The organism is Paenibacillus sp. Cedars, from assembly GCF_003184205.1.
Classification (GTDB): domain Bacteria; phylum Bacillota; class Bacilli; order Paenibacillales; family Paenibacillaceae; genus Paenibacillus_AQ; species Paenibacillus_AQ glucanolyticus.
In genome coordinates, this window is sequence record NZ_CP020866.1 from 1212592 (window position 1) to 1236773 (window position 24182).

Below are 24182 nucleotides of genomic sequence, written 5' to 3' on the forward strand. Positions count from 1 at the left end.
AGCCGCTGCACCCCGGAAATCAGAGGGGATGCAGCGGCTGTTTTTAGAGCTTCTTATAAGACGAGAGGATTTTCCCTGACGCTTCGGTAAGGTCCGTTTCTTTATGAATGATCGCTTTTGACAACAAACCGGTCTCCAGCCCTGTTCGGGTTAGAAGGTATGGAGGTAATCTTCAAATCTTGAATCATAATGCCTCCATCCACTGAAATAAGTCGAGGACTTCTGCCGTTGGCCCGGCAGCAGGAGAAGATAACAGGAGATAGTCGTGCCATCTGGGCGAGTTCTCCATTCACTTGCGGAGCCTCAACGATCCATTCGGCAGAAGTCTGCGGACCGGTGTAGCGCTGCGACGTTCGAAAGGTCCAGTTGCGGGTTGAGTTGCGAAGGCAGATCAGCCAGATTGATCCGCTGCGCTTGATGATGGTGGCATGCATGCGGTCCCCCGGCTGGACAGGCAATGGAATGAGCGTAACCGAGGCCGGTAGAATCTCCCACCAAGCATAATAATAAGCCTTGCCGTCTATGAAATCATGACCGGTTCCGGTCTGAATCAGACTGTTGTTGCCATACCCGTCGATGCCGATCCATGCGGAGGAATAAGAAGCCCCCTGGCTTGGACGAAGAAACGGCACATTCCATTTGGCGGATACCCGCTTGAAGGTCCCCTTTTTTCCTGTAATGCTGTACCCGCTCCAATTACTTGACACCCATCCGATGTTACGATGCGGTTTGGCTGAAGTTTCAAGCTTGCATGTATGATTCCACTTATCAACCTTGAGAATCCCCATATCTCCACCGCCTTTACTAGATTGATAGTATATCTAATGAAGATTCGGTAGTGAAGGTATGGGTTTTCCGTTAGAAAGTTTGGACACACCTAGATCAGAGGAAACCACCCATGCCGAGGACAAAGGACAGCAGGCAAAAGTATCTCAGAGCAAACATTTGAATATTAATGCAAACAAATAAACCATGCGAGGGAAATCGGCGCATGGCTTATTGTATGTATTATTAATATTGAAACTAATTGCCGGGCAGTAGGATGCCATGCCAGCTGCTTACATCGCATTGGCCATATTTATTATCCCCCACGGCCACCACCGTGCCATCCGATTTAAGGCCAAGAGTATGCGCGCAGCCCGCTGCTACCGCCACTATATCACGCCAGCCGCTTACATCGCATTGGCCATGCTCATTCTTGCCTGCAGCCGCACACCTTCCGTCCGATTGAAGGCCAACGGTATGATAACTACCGGCCGCTATTGCCACCATACCGCGCCAGCCGCTTACATCGCATGCGTCAAACTTATTCAAGCCCACAGCGACCACCGTGCCGTCCGATTGAAGGCCAACGGTATGAAGGTAACCCGCTGCTATAGCCACGATGTTGCGCCAGTCGCTTACATTGCATTGGCTATATCGATTATTACCCGCAGCCACCACGGTGCCGTTCGATGTAAGCCCGATGGTATGCCAGTCACCTGCCGCAACCGCCACGATGTTGTGCCAGTCGCCTACATTGCATTGTCCTTCATTATTTCGACCTGCAGCGACCACCGTGCCGTCTGATGTAAGCCCGACGGTCCGACGCCAACCCGCTGCAACCGCCACTATATTTCGCCAGTCGTTTACATTGCATTGGTCATGTTTATTCCAACCCACAGCCGTCACTGTACCGTCAGATGTAAGACCAATGGTATGGGCATTACCCGTGTTGGTCGCCATATGAACATTACCAGCCGCAACCGCCACCATATCGCGCCAGCCACTTACATCACATTGGCCATATTTATTATCACCCACAGCAGTCACTGTGCCGTCTGATTGAAGACCAACGGTATGACGAGGGCCCGCCGCTATGGCATGATGTTTGGGAGATGCCCATTCCTTACAGAACCCGAGATTAGCCTGTTCCATTATGTTCTCCCTCCTTGTTTTTTTCTTTCCACTTGGATCATACAACATTAGCTTAAGCTGCGTAACGCCAAAACAAACATGACCAGCGCCCCGAGGGAAGTCACGGTTCTTACATGGTTCCACGGCGTCCAGCTTCGGAGATAGGTGTTCCACACCTCTGTACCGGTGCTGCTTCCGGGGTCAACGGCAGCTAACGCATCATTTAGCGGGACGTTGAATGCTATCGTTACGATAAATCCCGCCAAATACAGCAGGCTGGCCCCAAGCAGGTGCAACGAGCCGGGTTCCCCCCAGTGTATGATTGACACGATGGCAAGCGCAATGCTGGTGAGCGCCGTTCCCATAAATAATGTGCTGAATGTGGGATTTAGAATGGATACATTGATGGATTGCATCGCGTTGATCCCCTGTTCATTGGGAATTCGGGACAACGCGGTCATCATGAAGGAAGAGAACGCGAAGAACAGCCCGGCGATCAGCCCTGAGCCTACTACTGAGAATAAAGTCAGCAGGAAAATAAAACGGTCACTCATAGAATGGAAACCTCCAGTTTTATAAGGGGATTTTTTCGGCATCAATTCGATGACGAAGAATACGGTGAATTTATGATATATATTATATTGTTTGTACATACAAATATAATGGGATTTCCATCCAAAGTAAAGACCCAAATGCGAAATGGCTTATCATAAAGGTCATTAAATTAATATTTTCTATATATGGTAAATATAAGAATATTTATTCGTGAATGCTCATATGATGGATAAGGAAAAAAAACGCATAAAGAACGGTAAAGGCCGCTTGCACCAAGCGGTCTCTTTGTCATGAAAAAAAGTTCAGAATATCCTCACTATTTTGAAAATAGAGATGAATATACGCTTTCGTAAGCGTATACAAAATTTGGATAGTAAATCGATTTTTGCTGCAGCCAAAAGGAGGGATACGTATGAAGTCAGGCAAGAGGGGATTTTGGCTAGTCACGACAGCGGTATTGAGTGTTTCTTTGTTATTCGGTTGCACCGGTGGCAAGGGAACGCCGAGTGAAGCCGGCAATCCGGAGCCAGGAAAGGGTGGAGAGACAGCCAAGAAAACCATTACCGTTACGTTTCGGGATGACGGGATCGGCGAGAACGGAGCGTTCTATAAATGGCTCAAGGAAGTATCGGCAAGTTACCCTGACAAGAGCGTAGAGATCAAGCCGACACCGATTCAGGCATCGGAAGGCGATTATTTTGCCAAGGTAGCGTTGGCACTGAAGTCTAAAGATACGGCGCCGGATATCGTGACAGAGGATACCTTTATCTTGAACTCCGATGCGAGCGCGGGCTATCTGGAACCGCTTGACGAGAAATTGGCGGCATGGGAGGACTGGGGCAACGGTTCTTTTATTGAAGCGATGAAGAAGGGAGTTACCGCCAGCGATGGCAAGGTATACGGAGTGCCGTACAATACGGATTCCAGGGGACTCTGGTATAACAAGGACATTTTTAAACAAGCGGGTCTTCCCGAGGACTGGCAGCCGAAGACTTGGGAGGACGTCTTAAGTGCCGCGCGAACCATCAAGGAGAAAACGCCTGATGTGGTGCCAATTTGGATGAATATGGGCAAGGCAACAGGCGAAGCCACTTCCATGCAAACCTATGAAATGCTCCTCTACGGTACAGGTGAAAGACTGTATGACGATGCTGGCAGCAAATGGATTACCAAAAGCCAGGGCATTCTCGATGCGCTGACCTTTGTGGAGACGGTCAATAAAGAGAAGCTTGGACCGCCACTGTCCAAAGTATTGAATGGTCAGGCAGGCAATACAGCTTCCCGTGAATACTTGCCGCAAGGCAAGCTGGCGATTTCCCTTGACGGCTCATGGATCACAGGCAACTATATGGAATCCGGCGCAGCCCCATGGCCTGAATACAAGGATGTGTTAGGCTTCGCGCCAATGCCGACCAGCCAAGGGCAGGACCCTGGCTCGATCACGCTGGCCGGAGGATGGGCATTATCGATTCCAAGCCATTCGAAGAATATAGACGAGGCTTGGGCCTTCATCCAATATGCACTGAATAAGGAAAACACCCAGAAGCTCGTGATGGCGTCCGGTAATATCACGGTACGTGCCGATGTAGCCAAGGATCCGGAATATACAAAAATGCCATTTAACGAAATTGCGACGGAGTACCTCAAGAACGCAGAGTTCAGACCAGCACAAGAGAAATATCCGGAAGTGTCAACACAGATTCAGACGATGGTGGAGTCGGTGGCAACGGGAACCTCGCCTGCGGACGCAATGAATAAATATGCGCAGGATGTCACCCGCATTGTCGGGGCGGATCATGTGGTGGAGAAATAGTTCGATATAGCCACGCAATGCTTGCTCAAGTCCTCCCTTATTACACGGAGGCTTGGGCAAGCGGTTTTTCAGATGATCAGCATGGAAGGAGAACTATACATGAGCAGTCTGTCCGTGGATGTTTACCCTAAACGAAAAAAATCGTATACCTGGCTCTTCTTTTTGCTTCCTTCAATCGCGATTATGCTCGTGTTTTTTGTATATCCGATCCTGCTAACGTTCTTCTATTCCTTCACGAATTTGGCGTTAACAGGCGAAGCGGCGAGGGAGCTTAAATTTATCGGCTTCGATAACTATGCCCGGATGTTCCAAGATCCTACGGTCAGGATCAGTATCTGGAATACGCTTATTTTCCTTATCGGATCGGCGGTCATCGGGCAGCAGGTGCTGGGATTTCTCATCGCACTCCTGATGAAGCAGAGGAATAAAACCTTTCGGCGGGTGATCGGAACGATTGTGCTGGCCGGCTGGGTAACGCCTGAAATTGTATGTGCCCTGTGCTTGTACAGCTTCTTCGGAGATGAAGGCACGCTGAATGCAATCATTACCTTTTTCGGATTTTCGGAGGTGACCTGGTTATTTACGGTTCCGATGCTAACCATCATTCTTGCGAACATTTGGCATGGCACCGCCTTCTCCATGCTGGTGTTCCAAGCTGCATTGGATGATGTGCCCAACGAGATCGAGGAGGCGGCGGTGGTGGACGGTGCGTCCAAGTGGAAGATCTTCACGCGCATTATTGTCCCTTATATTAAAGGAACCATTACAACCAATATGATGCTGGTTACATTACAGACGCTGGGCGTATTTGGGCTCATCTACGCGATGACCGGCGGCGGTCCGGGGAATTCGACCACAACGCTGCCCATCTTCATGTACAATCAGGCGTTTGTGAACTATCAGTTAGGTTATGGAACCGCGATATCCTTGCTGCTGCTGCTGATCGGAATTGTGTTAAGTCTGCTGTATATCAGGTCGATGAAAGAGTAACCAGAGGTGAGATCATATGAATGCCAAACAACGTAAATTAGTCTATCGAATCCTGCCCTATGCCATTCTTGCGGGGATCGGAATCTGTTTTGTGCTGCCGCTGCTCTGGGTGCTTGTGGCCTCAGTCGACCCCAACGCGATGCAATCCTTGAAGGTACCCAGCAAAATTACCGGTGCCAACTATGTAGAAGTCATTACTAGCAGCGAGAATCAGCGTGCTTATCTCATTGGCCTGGTGATGTCGCTTGGCCAAGCCATCCTTGTTGTCCTGTTGGCCCTGCTCGCAGCCTATCCGTTGTCCCGATATCAGATGAAATACAAGAAACCCTTCATGCTGACCATTCTGTTCATGACATCCCTGCCGATTACGGCCGTTATGGTGCCTGTATACCAATTGTTCCTTGGATTGAAGCTGTATGACAATATCTTTGGCGTTATTCTGTTCTATGTAGCGTCATCGATGCCATACGGGATATGGATGATGAAGAATTTCATGGATTCCGTGCCGAATGATCTGGAGGAAGCCGCCTGGGTGGACGGAGCTTCCGTGTTTACGGGAATGCGTAAGGTGGTTGCACCGCTGATGGTGCCGGGGATTTGCACCGTGGCGATCTTTACCTTCTCCGGCAGCTGGGGCAATTTCTTTGTTCCGTATATCCTGCTGCAATCGCCTGAAAAATTCCCTGCCTCCCTGAAGCTGTATCAGTTCTTCGGGCAGTACGGCATGGTGGATTACGGCAGCTTGGCCGCTTTCTCGGTGCTGTATGCTATTCCGGCGATCATCATGTACATTCTCTCCCAGCAGTTTATGTCCAAGGGCTTCGGGCTGCAGGGCGGAACGAAGGGGTAGGTTGCAGGGCAGGCAGACACTCCTGCTCAACATTCGAAAACGGCAGAAATGCCGTTTTTTTGTGTTTTGTGTTTTGTGTTTTGTGTTTTGTGTTTTGTGTTCTGTATTCCGTGCTCTGTGTTTCGGAGAACCTGTCATCAGGGGCGCGTTTGCCGACTCATCTTGGAGCCCTATGGTATGGGGAGCAAGAATTATGGACAGGTTGGAGGGAAGTCTGTTTTTATTGGAAATATTTGTTATACTTTAGACAGGATATCACGGATGAAGAGGATTCCGTCGTTTCGATGGGGTATCTCAACACTGAGAAATGGGGGGAGAACATGAGAGTCAAACGAATCGTCGCTAATATTGGCACAAAGGAGATCGCAGCCGCAAAGACGTTTTATCAAGATGTGTTAGGTCTGGATATATTAATGGATCACGGCTGGATTGCGACCTATGGCTCGCAGGATGTGATGACCATTCAGCTCAGCTTTGCTTCGGAAGGAGGCGGCGGCACGCCTGTGCCGGATCTGTCAATCGAAGTGGATGATATAGAGACTGTGCTGAAGGACATGAAGGGAGCAGGCTTTCGCATTGAGTATGGTCCTGTTGACGAGCCATGGGGAGTCCGGCGATTTTTCGTCCGGGATCCGTACGGCAAGTTAGTCAATATACTGGCTCATCTATCGCATGATTGAGGATCATTTGTGGCCAGATTCAATCAGGCCCGTGGGCTGCTGAAATAGGGTTTGCGCTACTGACTCGCGGCTGGATGCGGGAGGATGTGGGTATGTAGAACATGAAAAAAGAGCCAGACGTGATGTCGAAACATCACGTCTGGCTTTTCTGGCAAAATATACGGTTCGGATGATGCAATCGTATCGTTACGAACGATCCGGTTCGTCAATCAGCTCCAGTTCAATCACGGTATTGCGTTTGTCCGGAAGCGGATAAGTAAAGTGCTCCGGCCGGGCGAAATTCACAAACGCATCCTCGGTGAATTCCGCTGCGCTCCAGGGGCGGCTGAGGAACAATTCGTATCCGTCTGCCAGCAGGCGGGCTTTCTTCACTTTGTCGGCCATGCCGATGAGATTGATCGGTCCAATGGACTCCTCGAAGACATGGGCGTACAGTTTGTTGCCTTTTTGCGTGTAGCGTCCCCATTCCGGCTTAGGATAATCGGCAGCAGCGCAGCCGTAGATGCTGTCGCTGTTCTTGCTCATCCAGTCACCGATTTCCTCCAGCACGTCGAGGCTTTCCTTGGGAATGACACCTTTGGCGTCAGGTCCAACGTTCAGCAGCATGTTGCCATTCTTGCTTACGCATTCCACCAGCTTGCGGATTATGGTCGTTGAGGACTTATAATTGCGGTCAGCTGCTGCATAACCCCAGTTATTGTTCAGCGTAATGCAGGCTTCCCATGGAATCGGGGCGCCTGTCTCATCTACGACACCATGCGGTGGAATGATCTGTTCGGGCGAAGCAAAATCACCGCTGTAAATGGAAGGATCGCTGGTATAGATGCTGCCGCCGCTCTCGCCGCTGCCCTCCAGCCGATTATCGATGAGAATGTGCGGCTGCAGCTCGCGAATCATTTTCATGAGCTCGGTAGCGCGCCATACCTCGCCGCGCATCGTATCATACGAGAAGTCAAACCACATTATATCGAGCTTGCCATAGCCTGTCAGCAGCTCGTGTACCTGGCCATGCATGTAATCCAGGTAACGGTCGAAGTTTTTCGGATCGCGCTTGAAGGATTCGTTGCCCCGCATCGGATGAATGCGGTCTCCATAAGCAGGATAGTCTTCATGATGCCAGTCGATGAGGGAGAAGTAGAGGCCGACTTTCAGACCTTCCTCGCGGAAAGCTTCCAGAAACTCCTGCACGAGGTCCCGGCCGGCTTTGGTATTCGTTGATTTATAGTCAGTCAGCTTGCTGTCGAACAAACAGAATCCATCATGATGCTTGGCCGTAAGCACCGCGTATTTCATGCCAGCTTTCTTGGCGGCCTTGGCCCATTCCCGGGGGTTATAGTCTACGGGGTCAAATTCATCAAAATACGTCTGATAGTCTTCGATACTCATCTGTTCCGAACTTCGAAGCCATTCGCCTCTTGCCGGAATTGAGTAGAGACCCCAGTGGATAAACATGCCGAAACGGTCGTTCTGGAACCATTGCACACGCTGGTTTCGATCTTGAATGACTTGATTGCTGGGAGTGGTAGTCGTTGTCATGGAATCAAACCTCCGATTCTTGGAATTGTCGAGTTTGATTTTAACAAGAATGTGTTAGTATGAATAGATAATTACTTAACTCTGACGGGTATTATAATAACTTTAGAGGACAATCGAAGATGAAGAATGAACGAAATGAACATGAAGCTATCCAGCAAATGCTCCTGAATATGCAGGTCCAGATCTGGGAGGCAGAGAGAACGCAGTGCTGGCCGGAGTGGAAGGAATTCGACTATACCGTGTCCTACAACAAGCTCTATTTTATTCTGGATGGTGAAGGATGGGTAAAGATCGGTGATGAGGAACTGTATCCTGTCCCGGGTCAATTGATTCTGATGCCGGCAAGGACCAAGCAGTCCTATTCTGTCATCAGCGGCCGTCCCTATCTGAAATATTGGTCGCACTTCTCGGCGACTGTGGGCGATTCGGATGTATTTTCTTGGCTGAACGTTCCCTACAGCTATGACTTAACGGACAATGCGGAGATGCCCCTGTTATTCCAGCAGCTGGTCGATGCGCATCGCACCCGTTCCATCGCCGCTCGCTTGAAGGAGAAGTCGGTGATGCTGGATATTCTCTCCAGGGTGTTCGATCAACAGCAGCCTCAGATTCATGCGGACAAAATGGAGGATATGAGCAGGCTTCACACCGTGCAGCAGTTTATCAAAAACCACCTGCACGAAGAGATCACGCTGGAGCAGATGGCGGGGACATTGCATTTGCATCCGAATTATTTTATTAAGTACTTCAAACGGCATTTCGGAATCACGCCGCAGAAATACTTGAGCCTCAAGCGAATGGAGCAGGCTAAACTTATGCTTAGAACAACGCCTCTGAGCATAAAGGAGATTGCGGACGCTACCGGCTTTGAGTCAGCCAATTATTTCTCGAAAACATTCCGCAAAGAAGTAGGTTACAGTCCTTCGGAATATCGTAACAATATATAACGGAAGAGGCTGTCCCCCAAGTTTCAATCGGGGACAGCCTCTTTGCTTGTATAAACCTAGAATCCTTTACCTCCAAGCGGCTTCAGCTTAAGCGGTTCAGCGCCGGCAATCAGCAGGCGTCCGCGCTTCAGCAGCTCGGAAGTGTCGGCTCCCTCCAGTGATGCTGCATGTGCGTCTTGGCTGCTCCACAATTCCGTGACCCATACAGCATTCGGATCGCTGTCCGAGACATTGACGATATAAAGCTCACAATCTTTGTTATCACGAAGTAACGCTGCTGCTTCGAGCAGGATCTCCGCAAGTTCATCACGCTTGCCCGGATGGGCAATCAGCTTGCCGTACATCGCAAATTTTTCCATCGTTATCACCCTTCATTATTGGTCATCGCCGTTATCATTTGTTCATAATGGTGCGCCATGTCCGTTGTTATCTCTGACAGTTTCAAGACGAGAGAGGCAGGCTCAAGGATGTGTAAAGATTTGCCGTAGGGGAGAAGGAAATAGGGAACGTAGGCTGTCAGTGAGGACGAGCCTAATTGGAAATGGGCTTCTCCAGGCAGACGTTTGACAAGGGCATGTCCGAATAACCAGTGTTGACTTAATTCATTCAGAACATGCTCATGCCCTTGAATGACGACCGTAACGAGAGGTTCATGGTTGCCGGGATCGGGCAGCAGAGCGCCAAGCAATGCATCCCTGGCCGAAAAATCAGCGGGCCGCTCGAAATGTTGGTCCGTCATCTCCAGTCCGATGATTCGATCCACACGGAAATTGCGTATTTCTTGACGCAAGCGGCAGTATCCGGCGGCATACCATTGCCCTTTCCAATGGATGATGCTGTAAGGGTCAAAGTCACGGGAGACGGTGCCGCCCTCACGGCCGTTTGAATAGATCATCTTCAAGGTTTGACCGTGTGCGGAGGAAGTCTCCAACATTTGAAGCAGCGATCGCTGCTCTTCATGTACAGGGGGCTGCAATACCGAGAGGCCGCTGCTGTGCCGCTCCATTTGATGAAGCTGCTTCTCATTCGTATAACGCTTCAACTTGTCGATGGCCCGCTGCAGCACATCGGTGAATGGATAGCCGGTTTCTTTGGCAAAAATCGAAGCGTGAACCAATGCCTTCTGTTCTTCGGCATCAAACAGCAGCGGGGATTCCGCAAAATGACCCAGAATCCGGAATCCGCCGTTCGGTCCTGAATCGGCGATGATCGGCGCACCGCTGGCGCATAAGGAATCGATACAACGGTATACCGTTCGAACATGGATTTCCAGCTCATCAGCGATTTGATGTGCGGTCACCTTTCTACCCGAGCGAAGCATCCACAGGATCGACAGCATATTGTCTGCTTTGGACATCAGGGGGCGCCCCTTTCAGTTGAAGATGGTCTGGAGTATGCGTTCGAATAGATTGTATCCTTTTTACACTAAAGGGTCCATGCCTCTATCGATCCAGGAATCGTAGGTCGGACCGTAAAGTTCGGGAATGCGCAGGCCGGCTTGTCTCATCAGCACCGTCATTTGTCCACGGTGATGGGTTTGATGCATGAGGGTGAAGTGCAGGAATCCCGCGTTAGTCCAAAGCTCTCCATCGAATTCTCGTGTTTCTTGAAGATCTTCCTCACTCCACTGCGACTTAACGGCATCCAGAAGGGCATGTCGGATGCGGCGATAACTAGCCTGAATCTCGGCAGCGGAATCCGGGATTTCTTGCTCGCGAGACGGGCCTTCAAATTGTAGTCCGAGCATGTTCATATACTGAATCGACATCACCAAATGCCAAGCCAGCTGACCAAGGGTGCGGTGCTGATCCGTAATCGCCGTTTTTAGGGAGTCGTCGGTCAAAGCGTCCATGACTTGTTCCGTTATGCGGGCTTCTTTTAACCATTCTGCATTAAAATCCTCGATACTCATGTTCATGTGTAACCCTCGCTTTGCATTAGATTGATTGTGCTGCTGCAAGTCGAGTATATCTAATAATTCCTGACAGTTATGGTCAGTGATGAAGCGTTCAATATAATTCCGGAGTGATTGTGATGACACTTTATATTGCCAGCAATCAGATTTTCTCCATTCACTGGGCGACTCCATTCGGAGAGCAGGAGGTCGAGATTATGCTAAAATCGCGCTCAAGAAGTATTGGATTGGTATGATGGATTTCGGACATATGTGCCAAAGCTTGGTATAAACCTATTTCAGGTTCATGAAATTGTCGAGAGAATTCAGTAATTCAGCAATCCGGAAGAATTTTGCTGCAGTCTGTCTGATACACTGTCTCTAAACAACGAAATGGAGGTTGGTATCATGTCATTAGCGGATATTCGGTTTCTCGGCGGTAATAATATCGCACTCAAAATTCCAAAATTCAAGTATGACGAAACCGTGCATTTTTACAAGGAAATATTGAAGCTGCCGTATTTGGGTTATAAGGATAATGCTCATGCCTTTCAGCATGGCCCTAACACCTTGTGGCTGGATTGCATGATCAATTATGCCCAGCAGGATGTGTGGCTGGAGGTGGGTGCCAACGATTTGGATGAGGCAGCTGAGTATCTGCAGGAGCATGGGGTGAGCCGCAGAGACGAGGTGGAGGTCCATGAGAATTCGAAAGGCTACTGGATATCTGACCCTTGCGGGACAATTATTCGTGTGAATGCGAGAAAAGCAAGTGAATAAGATAGCCGATAGGCGTTATTATTTCAACATATGAAAAATTCACAATAGATAGGTAAGAGGTATCTATTTCTTGCATGCTAGTATTGGTATCTCTGTAAGGATGGTAGGCGTTATTCCGTTTGTATCCAGCGGAAGCCGAGCTTGCTTACATAGAGCGATTTGAATATGGAGACGGCTCAAAAACGAAAAACCAAGCAGAGTTTCACAGCCTATGGCCGTGAGGGACTGCTTGGTTTTGGTTCACTGGAACTCATCGGAAATGAGGGAGCTTAGGGCTTTAAAACCACCTTGGTGCATTCATCTTCGTGCTCATAGAATATCCGGTAGGCTTCACTTGCTTGTTCCAGTGGAATCCGGTGAGATACAATTTCGGTTGGATCGAATTCACCGGCCGTGATTTTCTTGAACAGCTCCGGCATGTAATGGATCACGGGGGCCTGTCCCATGGTCAGGGTAATGTTTCTCTCAAAGATATGCCCCAGCGGGAACATGTTATATAAAGAGCCATATACGCCCGTTATCTGAACGGTACCGAATTTACGGACAGCCTCGATTGCGATATCGATTGCACTCAACGTACCGCCCTGGATCTTCAGCTTCTGACCGATGGCTTCCAAAGGGGATTTCTTGCCGTCCATACCCACGCAATCTATGACGATATCCGATCCACCCTTGGTAATTTCGCGGATGTATGCGCCCATATCATCATAATCTTCAAAATTGTAGATCTCCACGTTGTTCATCTGCTTTGCCTTTTGTAATCGGTAAGGGAGACGGTCAACGGCGATGACCCGTTTAGCCCCTTTCATCCACGCGAATTTCTGCGCCATCAGACCGATGGGCCCGCATCCAAGCACCGTTACGATATCGCCCGGCTTCACACCGGCATTCTCCACACTCCAATATGCTGTGGGCAGGACGTCGGACAAGAAGAGAAGGGCCTCATCCTCCAGCTCGCACGACTCCGGAATGACCAGCGGCATAAAGTTTCCGTACGGAACTCTCAAAAATTCTGCTTGGCCGCCCGGGTAGTTTCCGTAGCGTTCGGTGAAACCCAAATAACCGCCTGTATGGATATCGTGGTTTCCGTTGGAGTTGTCGCATTGGCTCTCCATATCGTGATTGCAATAGTAGCAATGGCCGCATGACACATTGAACGGGAGCACGACGCGATCGCCCTTTTTCACGCGCGTCACGTTTGCCCCGACTTCTTCCACAATCCCCATCGGCTCATGACCGATGACATAATCCTTTGCCGCAGGCAGAGCTCCTTGGTAGATATGAAGATCGGAACCGCAAATGGCCGTCGATGTAATGCGGACGATAATATCGTCCTGGGTCTGAATGGTAGGATCCTCAACTTGTTTGACCTGAATGTCTTTTGCACCTTGATATGTGACTGCTCTCATACGTACCCTCCTTATGCGATGAATCTTCCCTTTTTTCTTACCCATTTTTACATATTTGCGAACATGGATATGGATATTCATGCAAGCATGGATTGTACAGATTGCAAAATCACGTTCACTCTGAACAGTATGAAAAACATAAAAAAGCAAGCAACCCTCGAATGCCTAGCGGCTAAGCAGATGAATGGGGTAACGCACTCGCTTCTTCTACTACATAGTGGATATCATGACCAAGTTCCTTAATGATCATGCAGTCCTGCGCAGGAGGTTAATCCTAAATATGAGATCCTCACGGCATCGTTCGTTCTCATTGATTTTAATGAGTCGATCCCTAATCCTAACGAGGTTGTTTCTATCGTGTGTTTGGTTATGAACAGGGGTTGCGGACGGCTGCTTAGTCTTTGTTACTCGGCGCGTGGCCGATAATTAATCGCGTGTGCTTGCCAAACAATTTTTGACAGTACTCGGGTGAGCTGGGTATGGTCTGTTTGCTGAACATTTCTTGCAGTAACGGACCTGAGAGCCGCTATTTTAGATAAAATAGCCTGATTTTGAAACTAACGGACAGGGAGGCCGTTATTTGTCTGAAAAACGGGTGAAGTTACCTCTAAATCTGGGAATAGCGTTCCTCATGTCAATTAGATTTTTGAATTGGACCTTTCTAAGCTAATAAGGTCCTGTCGGTCCGTTAACCAAGGGAGTGACATTGGCATGGTCTGTTTGCTGAAGATTTCCTGGGAGTAACGGACCTGAGAGCCGCTATTTTAGATAAAATAGCCTGATTTTGAAACTAAGGGACAGGAAGGCCGTTATTTGTCTAAAAAACGGGCGAAGTTACCTCTAAATCTGGGAATAGCGTTCCTCATGTCCCTTAGATTTTTGAAGTGGACCTTTTTAAGCTAATAAGGTCATGTCGGTCCGTTAACCAAGGGAGTGACCTTGGCATGGCCTGCTTTCCCAGTAATTCTTGGCAGTCCTCATGTGAACTCGGTATAGTCTGTTGGCTGGACATTTTTGGAAGTGCTCGCATGAGTTCGATATGGTCTGTTTGCTGGTCATTTCCTGGCAGTAACGGACTTTAGAGCCGCTATTTTAGATAAAACAGCCTGATTTTGAGACTAACGGACCGAGAGGCCGTTATTTGTCTAAAAAACGGGCGAAGTTACCTCTAAATCTGGAAATAGCGTTCCTCAGGTCCATTAGAATTGTGAATTGGACCTTTCTAAGCCAATAAGGTCCTGTCGGTCCGTTAACCAAGCGCGTGACCTCGGCATGGTCTGCTTTCCCAGTAATTCTTGGCACTCCTCATGGGAAATCGGTATAGTCTGTTTTCTGGACATTTCCTGGTGTGCTCATGTGACCTCGGTATAGTCTGTTGGCTGGACATTTTTGGCATGAGTTCGATACGGTCTGTTTGCTGGTCATTTCCTGGGAGTAACGGACCTGAGAGCCGCTATTTTAGTTAAAATAGCCTGATTTTGAGACTAACGGACCGAGAGGCCGTTATATGTCTAAAAAACGGGTGAAGTACCTCTAAATCTGGGAATAGCGTTCCTCAGGTCCATTAGAGTTGTGAAGTGGACCTTTCTAAGCCAATAAGGTCCTGTCGGTCCGTTAACCTAGCGCGTGACTCCGCATGGCCTGCTTTCGCAGTAATTCTTGGCAGTCCTCATTGAAACTCGGTATAGTCTGTTTTCTGGACATTTTTGGAAGTGATCGCATGATTTCGATATGGTCTGTTTGCTGGTCATTTCCTGGAAGTAACGGACCTGAGAGCCGCTATTTTAGTTAAAATAGCCTGATTTTGAGACTAACGGACCGAGAGGCCGTTATATGTCTAAAAAACGGGTGAAGTTACCTCTAAATCTGGGAATAGCGTTCCTCAGGTCCATTAGAATTGTGAATTGGACCTTTCTAAGCCAATAAGGTCCTGTCGGTCCGTTAACCAAATAGAGGAGGAGGGGAGGTAGAGAGTAGAGGTAGAGAGTAGAGGTAGAGAGTAGAGGTAGAGAGTAGAGGTAGAGAGTAGAGGTAGAGAGTAGAGGTAGAGCGTAGAGGTAGAGGTAGAGGTAGAGAGTAGAGGTAGAGAGTAGGTAGAGAGTAGAGTGTAGAGTGTAGAGTGTAGAGTGTAGAGGTAGAGAGTAGAGAGTAGGGAGTAGAGGTAGAGAGTAGAGAGTAGAGAGTAGGGAGCAGGGAGTAGGGAAGCGGGGGCAACGAACGGATGGTTCAACACAAAAAGAGGCTAATAGGCCCACGGCGCACAGCCCATCCCCAAACGTTAGCGAGTGCGCCCCCCCCACAGCCCAGCCCCCCAACGATAGCGTGTGCAGATCCGCAGCACTGCGCACTACCGCCCACGCTGCGAGTGCAGAATCACAGCACTCGCAGCGTTTTCCATGCAAAAACAAAGCAAGAGGGCTGAAGTGTACACCTCAACCCTCTTGTCTGTGCAAACGATGGAGTCTCCCGAAGGGAGACAAAATCTTAGTTGACTCTTTCAGTCATGAACCGCCGACGGGCGGTAACTGTACTGCAGAAGCCTTCTTATACCAGCTTCAAATACTCCACTGCTGTCAGCAGCCCTTTATCGAAATTCTCCAGATTAAAATGCTCATTCGGAGCATGCAGATTCTCATCCGGCAAGCCGTAGCCCATCATGACCGCAGGGGCGTTCAATGTGCTGGACAGCTTCTCCACGATTGGAATGGAGCCGCCGTCCTTCGTGAACAGGGCACGTGTGCCGTACACATTCTCGAAGGCATCCGCCGCTTTTTGCAGCATCGGATGGGATGGATCGATGTTGAAGGCAAACGCTTTTTCCTTCGGTTTGAACGTAAGCTTCGAACCGACCGGAGTGTGAGCATGCAAGTGTGCTTCAATTGCGTCAAGAACTGCTTGCGGATCCTGGTTCGCCACGAGGCGGCACGTGATTTTGGCGTGGGCTTCCTTCGGAATGACGGTCTTGCTGCCCTCGCCCTGGAATCCGCCGTACACCCCGTTCAGCTCTAGCGTAGGACGTGCACCTACCCGTTCCACGAAGGAGAAGCCTTCTTCACCATACAGGGAATCGAGGCCGAGATCCCGCTTCAGCTTCTCCTCGTCAAATTCCTGCTTGGCAAATTCCTCGCGCATTTCCGGGGACAGCTCAAGTACACCGTCATAGAAGCCTTTGACAGCGACACGGCCTTGCTCATCATGGAGCGAGGAGAGCAGGGAGACGAGGGCATGCAGCGCGTTAGGCACCCCGCCGCCATATGTACCGGAATGCAGGTCGGTATTGGCTGTTTCGAGTGACAGCTCCAGGGAGCATAATCCGCGGAGGCCCGTAGAAATAGCCGGTTTACCAGGTGCGAGCAGGGACGTATCCGAGATCACAATGGCATCCGCCGCAAGCTTGTCCTTATGGTTGTCGAGATAGAGCGGCAGGTTTGGACTGGATACCTCTTCCTCGCCTTCGATACAAAACTTGATGTTGACCGGAAGCTCCTTCTCCTGTTTCAAAATAGCTTCGACAGCTTTGACATGCAGGAAGAGCTGTCCTTTGTCGTCCGTAGCGCCGCGCGCGTACAGCTTGCCGTTGCGAATATCCGGCTCAAACGGCGGAGTTTCCCACAGATGCAGCGGGTCTACCGGCTGCACATCGTAATGGCCGTATACGAGTAGGGTCGGCTTGCCTTCCGCATGCAGATGGTCCGCCGTAATAATAGGGTGTCCTGCCGTCTGATGAACCTCGACATGCTCAAGCCCAGCCTCTCTAAGCTTGCCAGCAAGCCATTCTGCTGCCTTGGCAACGTCGCCTTTGTGCTCGGACAGGGCGGAAATGCTCGGAATGGACAACCATTCCTTCAATTCGTTCAGATGGGTTTCGCGGTGTTCAGCGAAATACGCTTTATAATCAACACTCATCATTTAGGATCCTCCTTGGATTAACATTGGCATACCAGAATGCCGCACCTTACTATTCTACCCCTTTTTAGAAGAATACGAAATATAGCGGAATGAAACTTAAAACTGATCGCGAACATGATTCGTCTGTTGAGATGAAAAATTGTCCATGAGATTTCTCCAGAACATTCGCAGTGCCGGACTAATCAGTTTATTGCGGTGCCGAACGGCATAGATCTGGCGTTCAGGCAGCCAGGACGGGATGGGCCGCGAACGAAGTTTGCCCTCTGCGAGGTCCTCCTGGATGGCGGCTTCTGCAATCATGCCATACCCGAGACGGTGCCGCACCGCTGATTTCAGTGCCTCGGTACCCGAGATCTCCATCGAAACCTGAAGCTGCAACCGATGTTTGTCCGCCCAGCGGTCAATAAGCTGCCGGCTAATGGAGCCCGGTTCATGGGATACGAAGGGATGTCCGGCCAGATCCTCCGGAAACAAATCTTCTGAACTCCCGAAGGGATGGTCCGGCGCGAATATAAGCACGAGATCATCATGAATCAGCGGCTGGGCGATGAATTCAGGGTCCTCCACTTGCGTGTTCGAGATGATGCCGACATCGAGCTCATATTTTTTGATTTTTTCGAGGATATAGGCTGCCGGACGGACATCCAGCATGATGGACAGCCCTGGATAATTGAGCTTCAGCTGCTGCAAGAGCGGCGGCAACAGATAGGTGGCTGGCGTATGGGTGCTGCCAATGGCGAGAACCCCCGCGGCCGTTCCCCGGTATATGTCCATTGTCGATTCAGCTTGCTCGGACAGGGAATGGATCTGTGATGCGTAATGATAGAAGGCGTGGCCGGCTTCCGTAAGCTTGATGACATGATAGGACTTGGTATGAAACAGAGCGATGCCAAGCTCTTCCTGCAGCTTGTTCAGATGGAAGGTGACGGTTGGCTGGGTGATGCCAAGCTCTTGAGCTACAAGGTACAGCTTCTTCAGCTCCACGGTGAGCACAAACACTTTTAATTGCTGTAAGTTCATGGATTACATCCTTTCTTCCAGTTTCATCATCGATATTATTAATCTTATCCTTCATTTGATAGATATTATTTAACTCTTTGTTAACGCAGCGATAATTTTTAATTGAATCTGGGGCGTTATGCTGAAATGGAATCAAGAAGGCCAATTCGAAACAGGAGGGTGACATGAAGAAAAAGACAGGTTTCAAATATGGGATGTTGTTTGCATTAACCGCACTCATGTGGCTATTGTCGGCATGCGCGCAATCCGATGGACAGCAAACGGTCCGATCGGGAGAAACCACCGTACCCATCGCCAGCGGAAGTGGGGCTTCGGGGCAATCGGAGGTGTCCTCAGGTAACGACAAGGTTGAAGACACCGGGGAAACGATCTATTTATATGGAAATGATTTTGTGGATTTCATTGCTCCGAAGTTTATGGAAGAGACAGGCTTCAAGATTGAAGCCGTGCATTATGGCGGGGGAGAAGCATTGGCCAAAATAGAGGCCGAGCAGGGGAACCCGCAGTGGGACGTGTTGATGATGGACGGTCACGGATCGGTGCGGAATTTAGCTGACCGCGATTTTCTGATGACAGGCTGGCAGCCCCAGAATCTGGGGAATCTGTCCGAGAACGGGAAGGCTTATGTGCCGGAGGATTTCGCCTATTTCCCGGTCGGCATTCATGCAGCTGGCGTGATTGCTTATAACACGGATCGGGTATCGCCAGAGAAGGCTCCGACCACATGGGAACAATTTTTTGACTATGACGGTCCAGTCGGTCATGCAGATCCTGCTGTAGCAGCGCCTGCCTATCCACTCGTATCTGCGTTTTTTGAACAGTGGGGCGTAGCGGAGGCGGAGCAGAAATATGCGCAGCGTTTTGAGAAGGGACTTCATGTCTATCCCAAGAACGGCCCGGTAGGCAAAGCCTTGTTAAGCGGAGAGATCGAGGTTGCGGCACTTCAGGAGCACAATGCTTATGAACTGAAACTTGCAGGTGAGCCCATTGAGGTGATTTGGCCGGAGGAGGGGGCACCCGGGAGCCTTCGTGTGGTAGCGATCAGCAAACAGGCCAAGAATCCGGCTGCGGCCAAGGCGTTTGTTGAATATATGCTGAAACCCGAGACACAGCAGATGTTAACGGCGCTGGATTCAACGGACAGCTTCTTCACGCCGCTGGTTGAAGGTGTGCCGGCACGAAGTGAACGTGAACCAAACGGTGCCTTTATGCTGCCTTCTGCAAAGTGGGCCTCCGAGCATGAAGTTGAGATCAAAACCTGGTTTGCGGATCAGAACGTAAGGTAGGCAGATTACATGAATACTTCGGAAGCTCGCTATGGAGGCGGGGTAACCCTCCTCCTGTTTGTTTTTATTTTTTTGCCGCTGCTCGCCGTTCTGATCAACGTGATATTTCCCGGACTCTTTTTCGGGCAGATTCAGTCCAGCAGCCTGGGTTTGATCGGAGAAATATTTCATCGTCCGCTGTGGAAACAATCCCTCCTGAATTCAGTCACATTAGCGCTGGGAACGGCCACGTTTGGTACGATCATCGGAGGCGTTCTGGCTACTATACGGGCAAGATGGAATTTTGCCGCAGCGAGGTTGCTGGATATGACAGCTTGGGTGCTGCTGATCGCTCCCTCCTTCATGATTGCACAGGGCTGGGTATTGTTTGCGAGTGCGGATGGACTGGTTCATCAGTGGCTGGGTCTGACGTGGGTTACCTCGTTCATTTTTCAACCGGCCGGACTAGTGTTTGTCATGTCGCTTAGTAAGTTTCCGCTGGCTTATCTGGCTATCATGGCCGCATCGGAATGGAATATCCGGCAGTTTGGTTACGCGGCCAGACTGAACGGCGCCAAGCCGTTCACCGTGTGGAGAACCGTCGAGCTGCCATTGGCGCTGCCTTCATATGCAGCGGGCTGGACCTTGGTTTTTATGGATTCAATCGGCGATTTCGGGCTGCCTGCCGCATTGGCAACGGTGTATAAATTCCCCACGCTGACCTACTCCATTTACTCGGCTATTTACCAGTCGCCTGTACGTTTTGATATGGCGGGAGTGCTGGCCTTTTACCTGGTCTTGATCCTGGCACTGGCGATGACTCTGCTTATGGTGACCCTTCGCAAATCCAGATTTGACTTTCTGAATGCGAGAGCCGTCAAGCTGGAGAAGGTGAAGCCGCGTTTTGCGTGGATTTACAATCTGTCGATTACGGTTTTTCTTGTTGTGAGCCTCGGGATTCCGATTGGGACGAGTGCTGCGGTATCTCTGCTGAAACAGGCAGGCGGCGGCCTGAATGCGGGTAATTTTACGCTCGATCATTATCGTGAATTATTTGCAGGGCAGGCTGGGGACCACCGGCTGCTGGGTTATCTGGAAGGAATGTATCATTCACTTGCCATTGCAGCCGCTGCCGCATTGTTTAGCATGCTGATCGGGTTTGTTGTTGCCTATATGCTGACCTTCACGGAGTCGAGGCTAAAACCGCTGCTTCAGCTGTTCTCTATCGTTTCATTGGCAGTGCCCGGTGTTGTTCTGGGAATTGGCTATATCTTTATATGGAATCAAAAATGGCTGGAACCGCTTGGTTTGCACTTGTACGGAAAGCCTTCGCTGCTCGTGATTGCGGGCATAGCCGGTGCCATCCCCTACGCGGTCAGGGTCCAGCTTGGAGCGTTCGGCAATTTGTCCAGCACGATGCTGAAGGCAGCCGCTATCCAAGGGGCAAGTGTATTCGAGCGGATGCGGGATATCGTACTGCCCATGGTGCGTCAGTCGTTGCTTATTGCAATCCTGGCTTCGTTTGGAACCAGCGTGTTTGATTTGGCCCTGGCCTCGATGCTGAAACCGGCTAATTATTCGTTGATGCCGCTGGTTATCGACAGAGCTTTTGAATTCTCGCGCTATGGCTATGCTACGGCTGCTACCGTGGTAAGCTGCGGTACCGTGGTGCTGATCATCGTATTGCTTCAAGCAGTGGGGCGTCTTGTATTTCGATGGCTGGATGGCAAGAAATCGCGGTAGATGGAATTGGTTGTCGATAGAGTGTGATCAGACTTGGAAGGGATGGGGAGCGGAATGATCTTAAGGGTAAAAGGCGTATCGAAATCATTCGGCTCACAGCAAGTATTGGAGCCGATCACGTTTGAAGTGGGGGAAGGAGAACGCATCTGCATTCTCGGTCCATCGGGCTGCGGGAAATCGACGCTGCTGCAGATGGTTGCCGGACTTCAGCGCATAGATTCAGGCGAGGTGGAGATGGCGGGTGTCACCGTGGAACGGGGAAGGCACTATGTTCCCCCGGAGAATCGGCCTATCAATATGGTGTTTCAGGATTATGCCCTATGGCCGCATATGACGGTGAAACAGAATATGGAGTACGGGATGAAGCGCCGGAAGCTGGACACTAAAGACAGGGCGGATAAATTGGAACGACTCCAGTCGCTTCTGAAGCTGGAGGGCTTATTGGACCGCCTTCCCGCCCAGCTGTCGGGTGGACAGCAGCAGCGCGTCGGCATCGCAAGGGCCCTGGCAACAGAGCCCAAGCTGCTGTTGATGGACGAACCGTTGTCTAATCTGGACGTTAAGCTTAGAACGGACATGCGCGGTGAACTGGCGAGACTGCTGGGGGAGTTATCCATCGCTTCCTTGTATGTGACGCATGATCGTATGGAGGCATTCACGGTGGCGGATCGGATTCTGATTTTGCGGGATGGACGAATTGATCAATTCGGGGAGCCGAGGGTGTTGTTTGAGAGACCGGCAAGCCCTTGGGTTGCGCAGCTCATGGGATATCACAACCGGCTGGAAGCCGAGCTGGCCCGGAATGGGCAGCCTGAAGCCATACTTGCCGGGCGTCCCATTGCCGGACTTCGCTCAGGCGGGGATATGGGAGACGGCAGAGCCGTGATAATGATCCATCCCGAATCCATCCGGATATGCAGCGAAGAAACTTCGGCAGCAGGAAGCCTGCTGAAGGTGACGGTGGTACAGACGGTGTACGAAGGGACAAGATGGAGAGTCATTGTGGAAACGGCAGATCGGCAGCCCATTCATTTATTCCATGATTGCACGGTGGATGCCGGAAGCGAATTGTGGATACGACTGTCTCCGGATCAAACCATGATATATGCAGACAGCAGCATGCTAGCCCCATGAGCCAGGTGTACGCAGTTTCGGATGTTCATGGTTACGGTCATCTGCTGCAAGCTCTTCTGCTGCATGTGCATTATGATCCGAAGGTGGACCGCTTGTTCCTGCTTGGGGATTATGTAAACAAGGGACCGGATTCAGCAGGGACACTGGATTATGTGAAGGAGCTGTGTGATTCCGGTGCCGTTGCGCTTCAGGGAAATAATGAGCGCAAATGGCTGCATCAACGGCCGGAACAAGCTGGGCTTGCGGCTTCCCGTTTCATGAAGTATCAGCAGTTCATTGGAACCATGCCGTTATGGACCGAGTATAAACAATATGTGTTTGTGCATGCAGGGATTCGGCCGGGCATTCCGCTTCATGCACAGAGCCCGGTAGAATTAACGGAGATTCGTGAGCCGTTTCTTCTGTCCCCCCGATGCATGGACAAAGTTATTGTGTTTGGTCATACTTCTACGTTTCGTTTGGGTGTACCGCCAGAGGAGCTCTGGCATGGAGACGGTAAGCTGGGAATCGATACAGGTGCAGGCCACGGATACTATTTAAGCCTGGTGAATCTGACCTCTGGCTTACAGTGGTCCATATCGGTTAAACAACCTGGGAGCATTACGTGCCGGAAGATGAAAATAACGGGAGCATTCGGCCTTCCTGAATATATTACTCCATTTCAAGAAGAAAAACGCAGCATCACGGACGAATAGTGATGCTGCGTTTGACAATGGAGGACCTAGATCACTGCAGCATGGATCAGAATTGATCCCAGCCGTTTCCGATCAGTTGACGCTGCAAGAAGGGCAGCTGCTGCTGCTGTTGGATGAATTGTTGCCGCTCCTGTTCTCGTAATTGCTGCTGCGAGCGAAGCTGCTCTTGCTCTTGAGCCTGCGTTCGCTGTGGATCAGCAGCATACGCTCCATGCTGCGGTTGTTCCTGTGCCTGAAATTGCTGCTGGAACAACTGCTGCTGTTGCTGCTGTTGATATTGCTGCTGCTGTTGCTGCAGCAGCTCATAGTCACGGTTCACAGGGCTTCCTTGATGGTAGTAGTGCTGGTTGTGATGTGACGGGTGCTGCTGCTGATGCATCGTCTGGCCCTGCACCTCCCCTTGGTGCATGCAGTTCTTAGGCGGCCCGATTACAACCGTATCGGTAATAGGAGCGAAAGTCTCTTTCACTTTGGCTTCATCCAGGCAATACGTATGGGCGAAGACATTGGCTGGGGTTAATCTGAAGAGGTCGGAGCCAGGAATGAATTCAGGCACAGGCGCATCAAAGATGGCTATCAGATGGGTATTGTCAGCCGTCGCCATTTCATAATGCCACCAGCCTTGAGGCACAAGCGCGACCTGACCCGGCATGACCGGGAAGTCCAGCAACTCCTTGGTGAACGGATTAATGATGGAGACGATGGCCGCTCCGGAAATGACATACACCAACTCGGATGCATTCTGATGAGTATGCGGTTCGACCACATTTCCGGTGCTGAGATGAATATCCAGCAGAGAAGCGTTGCCGAGCGTGTTCAATTCTTTTACCGAGAGTGAATTAATATAGTTTTGATTGTCTTTTTTGAAAATTTGGTTATTGTTCAGATCATAAGTATAACGAACAGATGGAGAGGTGAAATCCATATAAGAGACTGCCACGGTGATTCCTGCCCTTCATAATGTAATAGGCGTTGACCCATAGGATACGTTATTCGGATGGGCAAACATCCGTGAGCCCATTTTCGACAAGGCGGCAGCAAGCCACCCGTTAGCCGGGTGGCTTGC

The 24182-nt window shown here is 50.2% G+C and carries 21 protein-coding genes and 1 pseudogene; 11 read left to right on the plus strand and 11 right to left on the minus strand.

Annotation, left to right across the window (positions count from 1 at the left end; translation table 11 throughout):
• Positions 1-101: 101 nt before the first annotated feature.
• From B9D94_RS07320 to B9D94_RS07330, 3 genes are all read right to left on the minus strand, one after another.
• Positions 102-788: a G1 family glutamic endopeptidase gene (locus B9D94_RS07320; RefSeq protein WP_036643186.1), complete on the minus strand. Its 687-nt coding sequence runs from the start codon at positions 786-788 to the stop codon at positions 102-104.
• A gap of 235 nt (positions 789-1023) precedes the next feature.
• Entirely contained in the window at positions 1024-1917 is an 894-nt protein-coding gene (locus B9D94_RS07325; protein WP_063480289.1) for an RCC1 domain-containing protein, read from the minus strand.
• A gap of 47 nt (positions 1918-1964) precedes the next feature.
• The gene (locus tag B9D94_RS07330) at positions 1965-2450 is read right to left on the minus strand and encodes an anthrone oxygenase family protein (protein ID WP_063480288.1); all 486 of its coding nucleotides are present in this window, start codon (positions 2448-2450) and stop codon (positions 1965-1967) included.
• A gap of 413 nt (positions 2451-2863) precedes the next feature.
• On the opposite strand from B9D94_RS07330, the gene B9D94_RS07335 reads away from it, so the two are divergent.
• The 4 genes from B9D94_RS07335 (at position 2864) to B9D94_RS07350 (ending at position 6784) form a co-directional block, all read left to right on the plus strand.
• Positions 2864-4264: an ABC transporter substrate-binding protein gene (locus tag B9D94_RS07335; protein WP_036643183.1), complete on the plus strand. Its 1401-nt coding sequence runs from the start codon at positions 2864-2866 to the stop codon at positions 4262-4264.
• A gap of 99 nt (positions 4265-4363) precedes the next feature.
• Positions 4364-5254, plus strand: coding sequence for a carbohydrate ABC transporter permease (locus tag B9D94_RS07340; protein ID WP_006211910.1), 891 nt, complete (start codon positions 4364-4366; stop codon positions 5252-5254).
• A 16-nt stretch (positions 5255-5270) separates the two neighbouring features.
• A complete protein-coding gene (locus tag B9D94_RS07345; protein WP_006211909.1) occupies positions 5271-6104 on the plus strand; it encodes a carbohydrate ABC transporter permease in 834 nt (277 codons plus the stop codon).
• A 320-nt stretch (positions 6105-6424) separates the two neighbouring features.
• The gene (locus tag B9D94_RS07350; RefSeq protein WP_006211908.1) at positions 6425-6784 is read left to right on the plus strand and encodes a VOC family protein; all 360 of its coding nucleotides are present in this window, start codon (positions 6425-6427) and stop codon (positions 6782-6784) included.
• Between the two features lie 186 nt (positions 6785-6970).
• Here B9D94_RS07350 and B9D94_RS07355 read toward each other — a convergent pair whose 3' ends face one another.
• Positions 6971-8320, minus strand: a complete 1350-nt coding sequence (locus B9D94_RS07355) for an alpha-L-fucosidase (protein WP_148246729.1) — start codon at positions 8318-8320, stop codon at positions 6971-6973.
• A 119-nt stretch (positions 8321-8439) separates the two neighbouring features.
• Here B9D94_RS07355 and B9D94_RS07360 point away from each other — a divergent pair, with 119 nt between their 5' ends.
• Complete coding sequence (locus B9D94_RS07360) at positions 8440-9267, plus strand: AraC family transcriptional regulator (protein ID WP_036643181.1); 828 nt, start codon at positions 8440-8442, stop codon at positions 9265-9267.
• 56 nt (positions 9268-9323) lie between these two features.
• Here B9D94_RS07360 and B9D94_RS07365 read toward each other — a convergent pair whose 3' ends face one another.
• From B9D94_RS07365 to B9D94_RS07375, 3 genes are all read right to left on the minus strand, one after another.
• Entirely contained in the window at positions 9324-9626 is a 303-nt protein-coding gene (locus B9D94_RS07365) for a putative quinol monooxygenase (protein WP_076152634.1), read from the minus strand.
• A gap of 5 nt (positions 9627-9631) precedes the next feature.
• A complete protein-coding gene (locus B9D94_RS07370) occupies positions 9632-10624 on the minus strand; it encodes a helix-turn-helix transcriptional regulator (protein ID WP_036643179.1) in 993 nt (330 codons plus the stop codon).
• A 63-nt stretch (positions 10625-10687) separates the two neighbouring features.
• Positions 10688-11185 (minus strand): DinB family protein, encoded by a 498-nt coding sequence (locus tag B9D94_RS07375; protein ID WP_036643178.1) that lies wholly within the window; start codon positions 11183-11185, stop codon positions 10688-10690.
• A 113-nt stretch (positions 11186-11298) separates the two neighbouring features.
• Between B9D94_RS07375 and B9D94_RS31410 the strand changes: the two are divergent.
• Both B9D94_RS31410 and B9D94_RS07385 read left to right on the plus strand, forming a co-directional pair.
• Positions 11299-11472, plus strand: a pseudogene (locus B9D94_RS31410) (phosphotransferase family protein); the annotation flags it as partial.
• A gap of 97 nt (positions 11473-11569) precedes the next feature.
• The gene (locus B9D94_RS07385) at positions 11570-11941 is read left to right on the plus strand and encodes a VOC family protein (RefSeq protein ID WP_006211901.1); all 372 of its coding nucleotides are present in this window, start codon (positions 11570-11572) and stop codon (positions 11939-11941) included.
• A gap of 269 nt (positions 11942-12210) precedes the next feature.
• Here B9D94_RS07385 and B9D94_RS07390 read toward each other — a convergent pair whose 3' ends face one another.
• From B9D94_RS07390 to B9D94_RS07400, 3 genes are all read right to left on the minus strand, one after another.
• The gene (locus B9D94_RS07390) at positions 12211-13350 is read right to left on the minus strand and encodes a zinc-dependent alcohol dehydrogenase (protein WP_148246730.1); all 1140 of its coding nucleotides are present in this window, start codon (positions 13348-13350) and stop codon (positions 12211-12213) included.
• 2544 nt (positions 13351-15894) lie between these two features.
• The gene (locus B9D94_RS07395) at positions 15895-17256 is read right to left on the minus strand and encodes a dipeptidase (RefSeq protein WP_148248737.1); all 1362 of its coding nucleotides are present in this window, start codon (positions 17254-17256) and stop codon (positions 15895-15897) included.
• 99 nt (positions 17257-17355) lie between these two features.
• On the minus strand, positions 17356-18279 hold the full coding sequence (locus tag B9D94_RS07400; protein ID WP_063480280.1) for a LysR family transcriptional regulator: 924 nt from the start codon (positions 18277-18279) through the stop codon (positions 17356-17358).
• Positions 18280-18443: 164 nt separating this feature from the next.
• On the opposite strand from B9D94_RS07400, the gene B9D94_RS07405 reads away from it, so the two are divergent.
• From B9D94_RS07405 to B9D94_RS07420, 4 genes are read left to right on the plus strand one after another with little or no spacing between them, the layout of a single operon-like run.
• Positions 18444-19565, plus strand: coding sequence for an extracellular solute-binding protein (locus B9D94_RS07405; protein ID WP_148246731.1), 1122 nt, complete (start codon positions 18444-18446; stop codon positions 19563-19565).
• Positions 19566-19574: 9 nt separating this feature from the next.
• Complete coding sequence (locus B9D94_RS07410; RefSeq protein WP_063480278.1) at positions 19575-21287, plus strand: ABC transporter permease; 1713 nt, start codon at positions 19575-19577, stop codon at positions 21285-21287.
• Between the two features lie 54 nt (positions 21288-21341).
• On the plus strand, positions 21342-22421 hold the full coding sequence (locus B9D94_RS07415; protein ID WP_036641503.1) for an ABC transporter ATP-binding protein: 1080 nt from the start codon (positions 21342-21344) through the stop codon (positions 22419-22421).
• The gene (locus tag B9D94_RS07420; RefSeq protein ID WP_006211893.1) at positions 22418-23116 is read left to right on the plus strand and encodes a metallophosphoesterase; all 699 of its coding nucleotides are present in this window, start codon (positions 22418-22420) and stop codon (positions 23114-23116) included. The genes B9D94_RS07415 and B9D94_RS07420 overlap by 4 nt, the downstream gene beginning before the upstream one ends.
• A 46-nt stretch (positions 23117-23162) precedes the next feature.
• On the opposite strand, the gene B9D94_RS07425 is transcribed toward B9D94_RS07420, so the two are convergent.
• Positions 23163-24056 (minus strand): cupin domain-containing protein, encoded by an 894-nt coding sequence (locus B9D94_RS07425; RefSeq protein WP_148246732.1) that lies wholly within the window; start codon positions 24054-24056, stop codon positions 23163-23165.
• Positions 24057-24182: the final 126 nt, after the last annotated feature.

What these genes read in the sequence shown, in the direction of transcription:
- B9D94_RS07360 (WP_036643181.1), top strand. Translation starts at nt 8,440, where the DNA reads ATGAAGAATGAACGAAATGAACATGAAGCTATCCAGCAAATGCTCCTG.
- B9D94_RS07345 (WP_006211909.1), top strand. Translation starts at nt 5,271, where the DNA reads ATGAATGCCAAACAACGTAAATTAGTCTATCGAATCCTGCCCTATGCC.
- B9D94_RS07370 (WP_036643179.1), bottom strand. Translation starts at nt 10,624, where the DNA reads ATGTCCAAAGCAGACAATATGCTGTCGATCCTGTGGATGCTTCGCTCG.
- B9D94_RS07390 (WP_148246730.1), bottom strand. Translation starts at nt 13,350, where the DNA reads ATGAGAGCAGTCACATATCAAGGTGCAAAAGACATTCAGGTCAAACAA.
- B9D94_RS07405 (WP_148246731.1), top strand. Translation starts at nt 18,444, where the DNA reads ATGAAGAAAAAGACAGGTTTCAAATATGGGATGTTGTTTGCATTAACC.
- B9D94_RS07365 (WP_076152634.1), bottom strand. Translation starts at nt 9,626, where the DNA reads ATGGAAAAATTTGCGATGTACGGCAAGCTGATTGCCCATCCGGGCAAG.
- B9D94_RS07375 (WP_036643178.1), bottom strand. Translation starts at nt 11,185, where the DNA reads ATGAACATGAGTATCGAGGATTTTAATGCAGAATGGTTAAAAGAAGCC.
- B9D94_RS07335 (WP_036643183.1), top strand. Translation starts at nt 2,864, where the DNA reads ATGAAGTCAGGCAAGAGGGGATTTTGGCTAGTCACGACAGCGGTATTG.
- B9D94_RS07410 (WP_063480278.1), top strand. Translation starts at nt 19,575, where the DNA reads ATGAATACTTCGGAAGCTCGCTATGGAGGCGGGGTAACCCTCCTCCTG.
- B9D94_RS07420 (WP_006211893.1), top strand. Translation starts at nt 22,418, where the DNA reads ATGAGCCAGGTGTACGCAGTTTCGGATGTTCATGGTTACGGTCATCTG.
- B9D94_RS07385 (WP_006211901.1), top strand. Translation starts at nt 11,570, where the DNA reads ATGTCATTAGCGGATATTCGGTTTCTCGGCGGTAATAATATCGCACTC.
- B9D94_RS07350 (WP_006211908.1), top strand. Translation starts at nt 6,425, where the DNA reads ATGAGAGTCAAACGAATCGTCGCTAATATTGGCACAAAGGAGATCGCA.
- B9D94_RS07340 (WP_006211910.1), top strand. Translation starts at nt 4,364, where the DNA reads ATGAGCAGTCTGTCCGTGGATGTTTACCCTAAACGAAAAAAATCGTAT.
- B9D94_RS07415 (WP_036641503.1), top strand. Translation starts at nt 21,342, where the DNA reads ATGATCTTAAGGGTAAAAGGCGTATCGAAATCATTCGGCTCACAGCAA.
- B9D94_RS07325 (WP_063480289.1), bottom strand. Translation starts at nt 1,917, where the DNA reads ATGGAACAGGCTAATCTCGGGTTCTGTAAGGAATGGGCATCTCCCAAA.
- B9D94_RS07330 (WP_063480288.1), bottom strand. Translation starts at nt 2,450, where the DNA reads ATGAGTGACCGTTTTATTTTCCTGCTGACTTTATTCTCAGTAGTAGGC.
- B9D94_RS07355 (WP_148246729.1), bottom strand. Translation starts at nt 8,320, where the DNA reads ATGACAACGACTACCACTCCCAGCAATCAAGTCATTCAAGATCGAAAC.
- B9D94_RS07320 (WP_036643186.1), bottom strand. Translation starts at nt 788, where the DNA reads ATGGGGATTCTCAAGGTTGATAAGTGGAATCATACATGCAAGCTTGAA.
- B9D94_RS07395 (WP_148248737.1), bottom strand. Translation starts at nt 17,256, where the DNA reads ATGAGTGTTGATTATAAAGCGTATTTCGCTGAACACCGCGAAACCCAT.
- B9D94_RS07400 (WP_063480280.1), bottom strand. Translation starts at nt 18,279, where the DNA reads ATGAACTTACAGCAATTAAAAGTGTTTGTGCTCACCGTGGAGCTGAAG.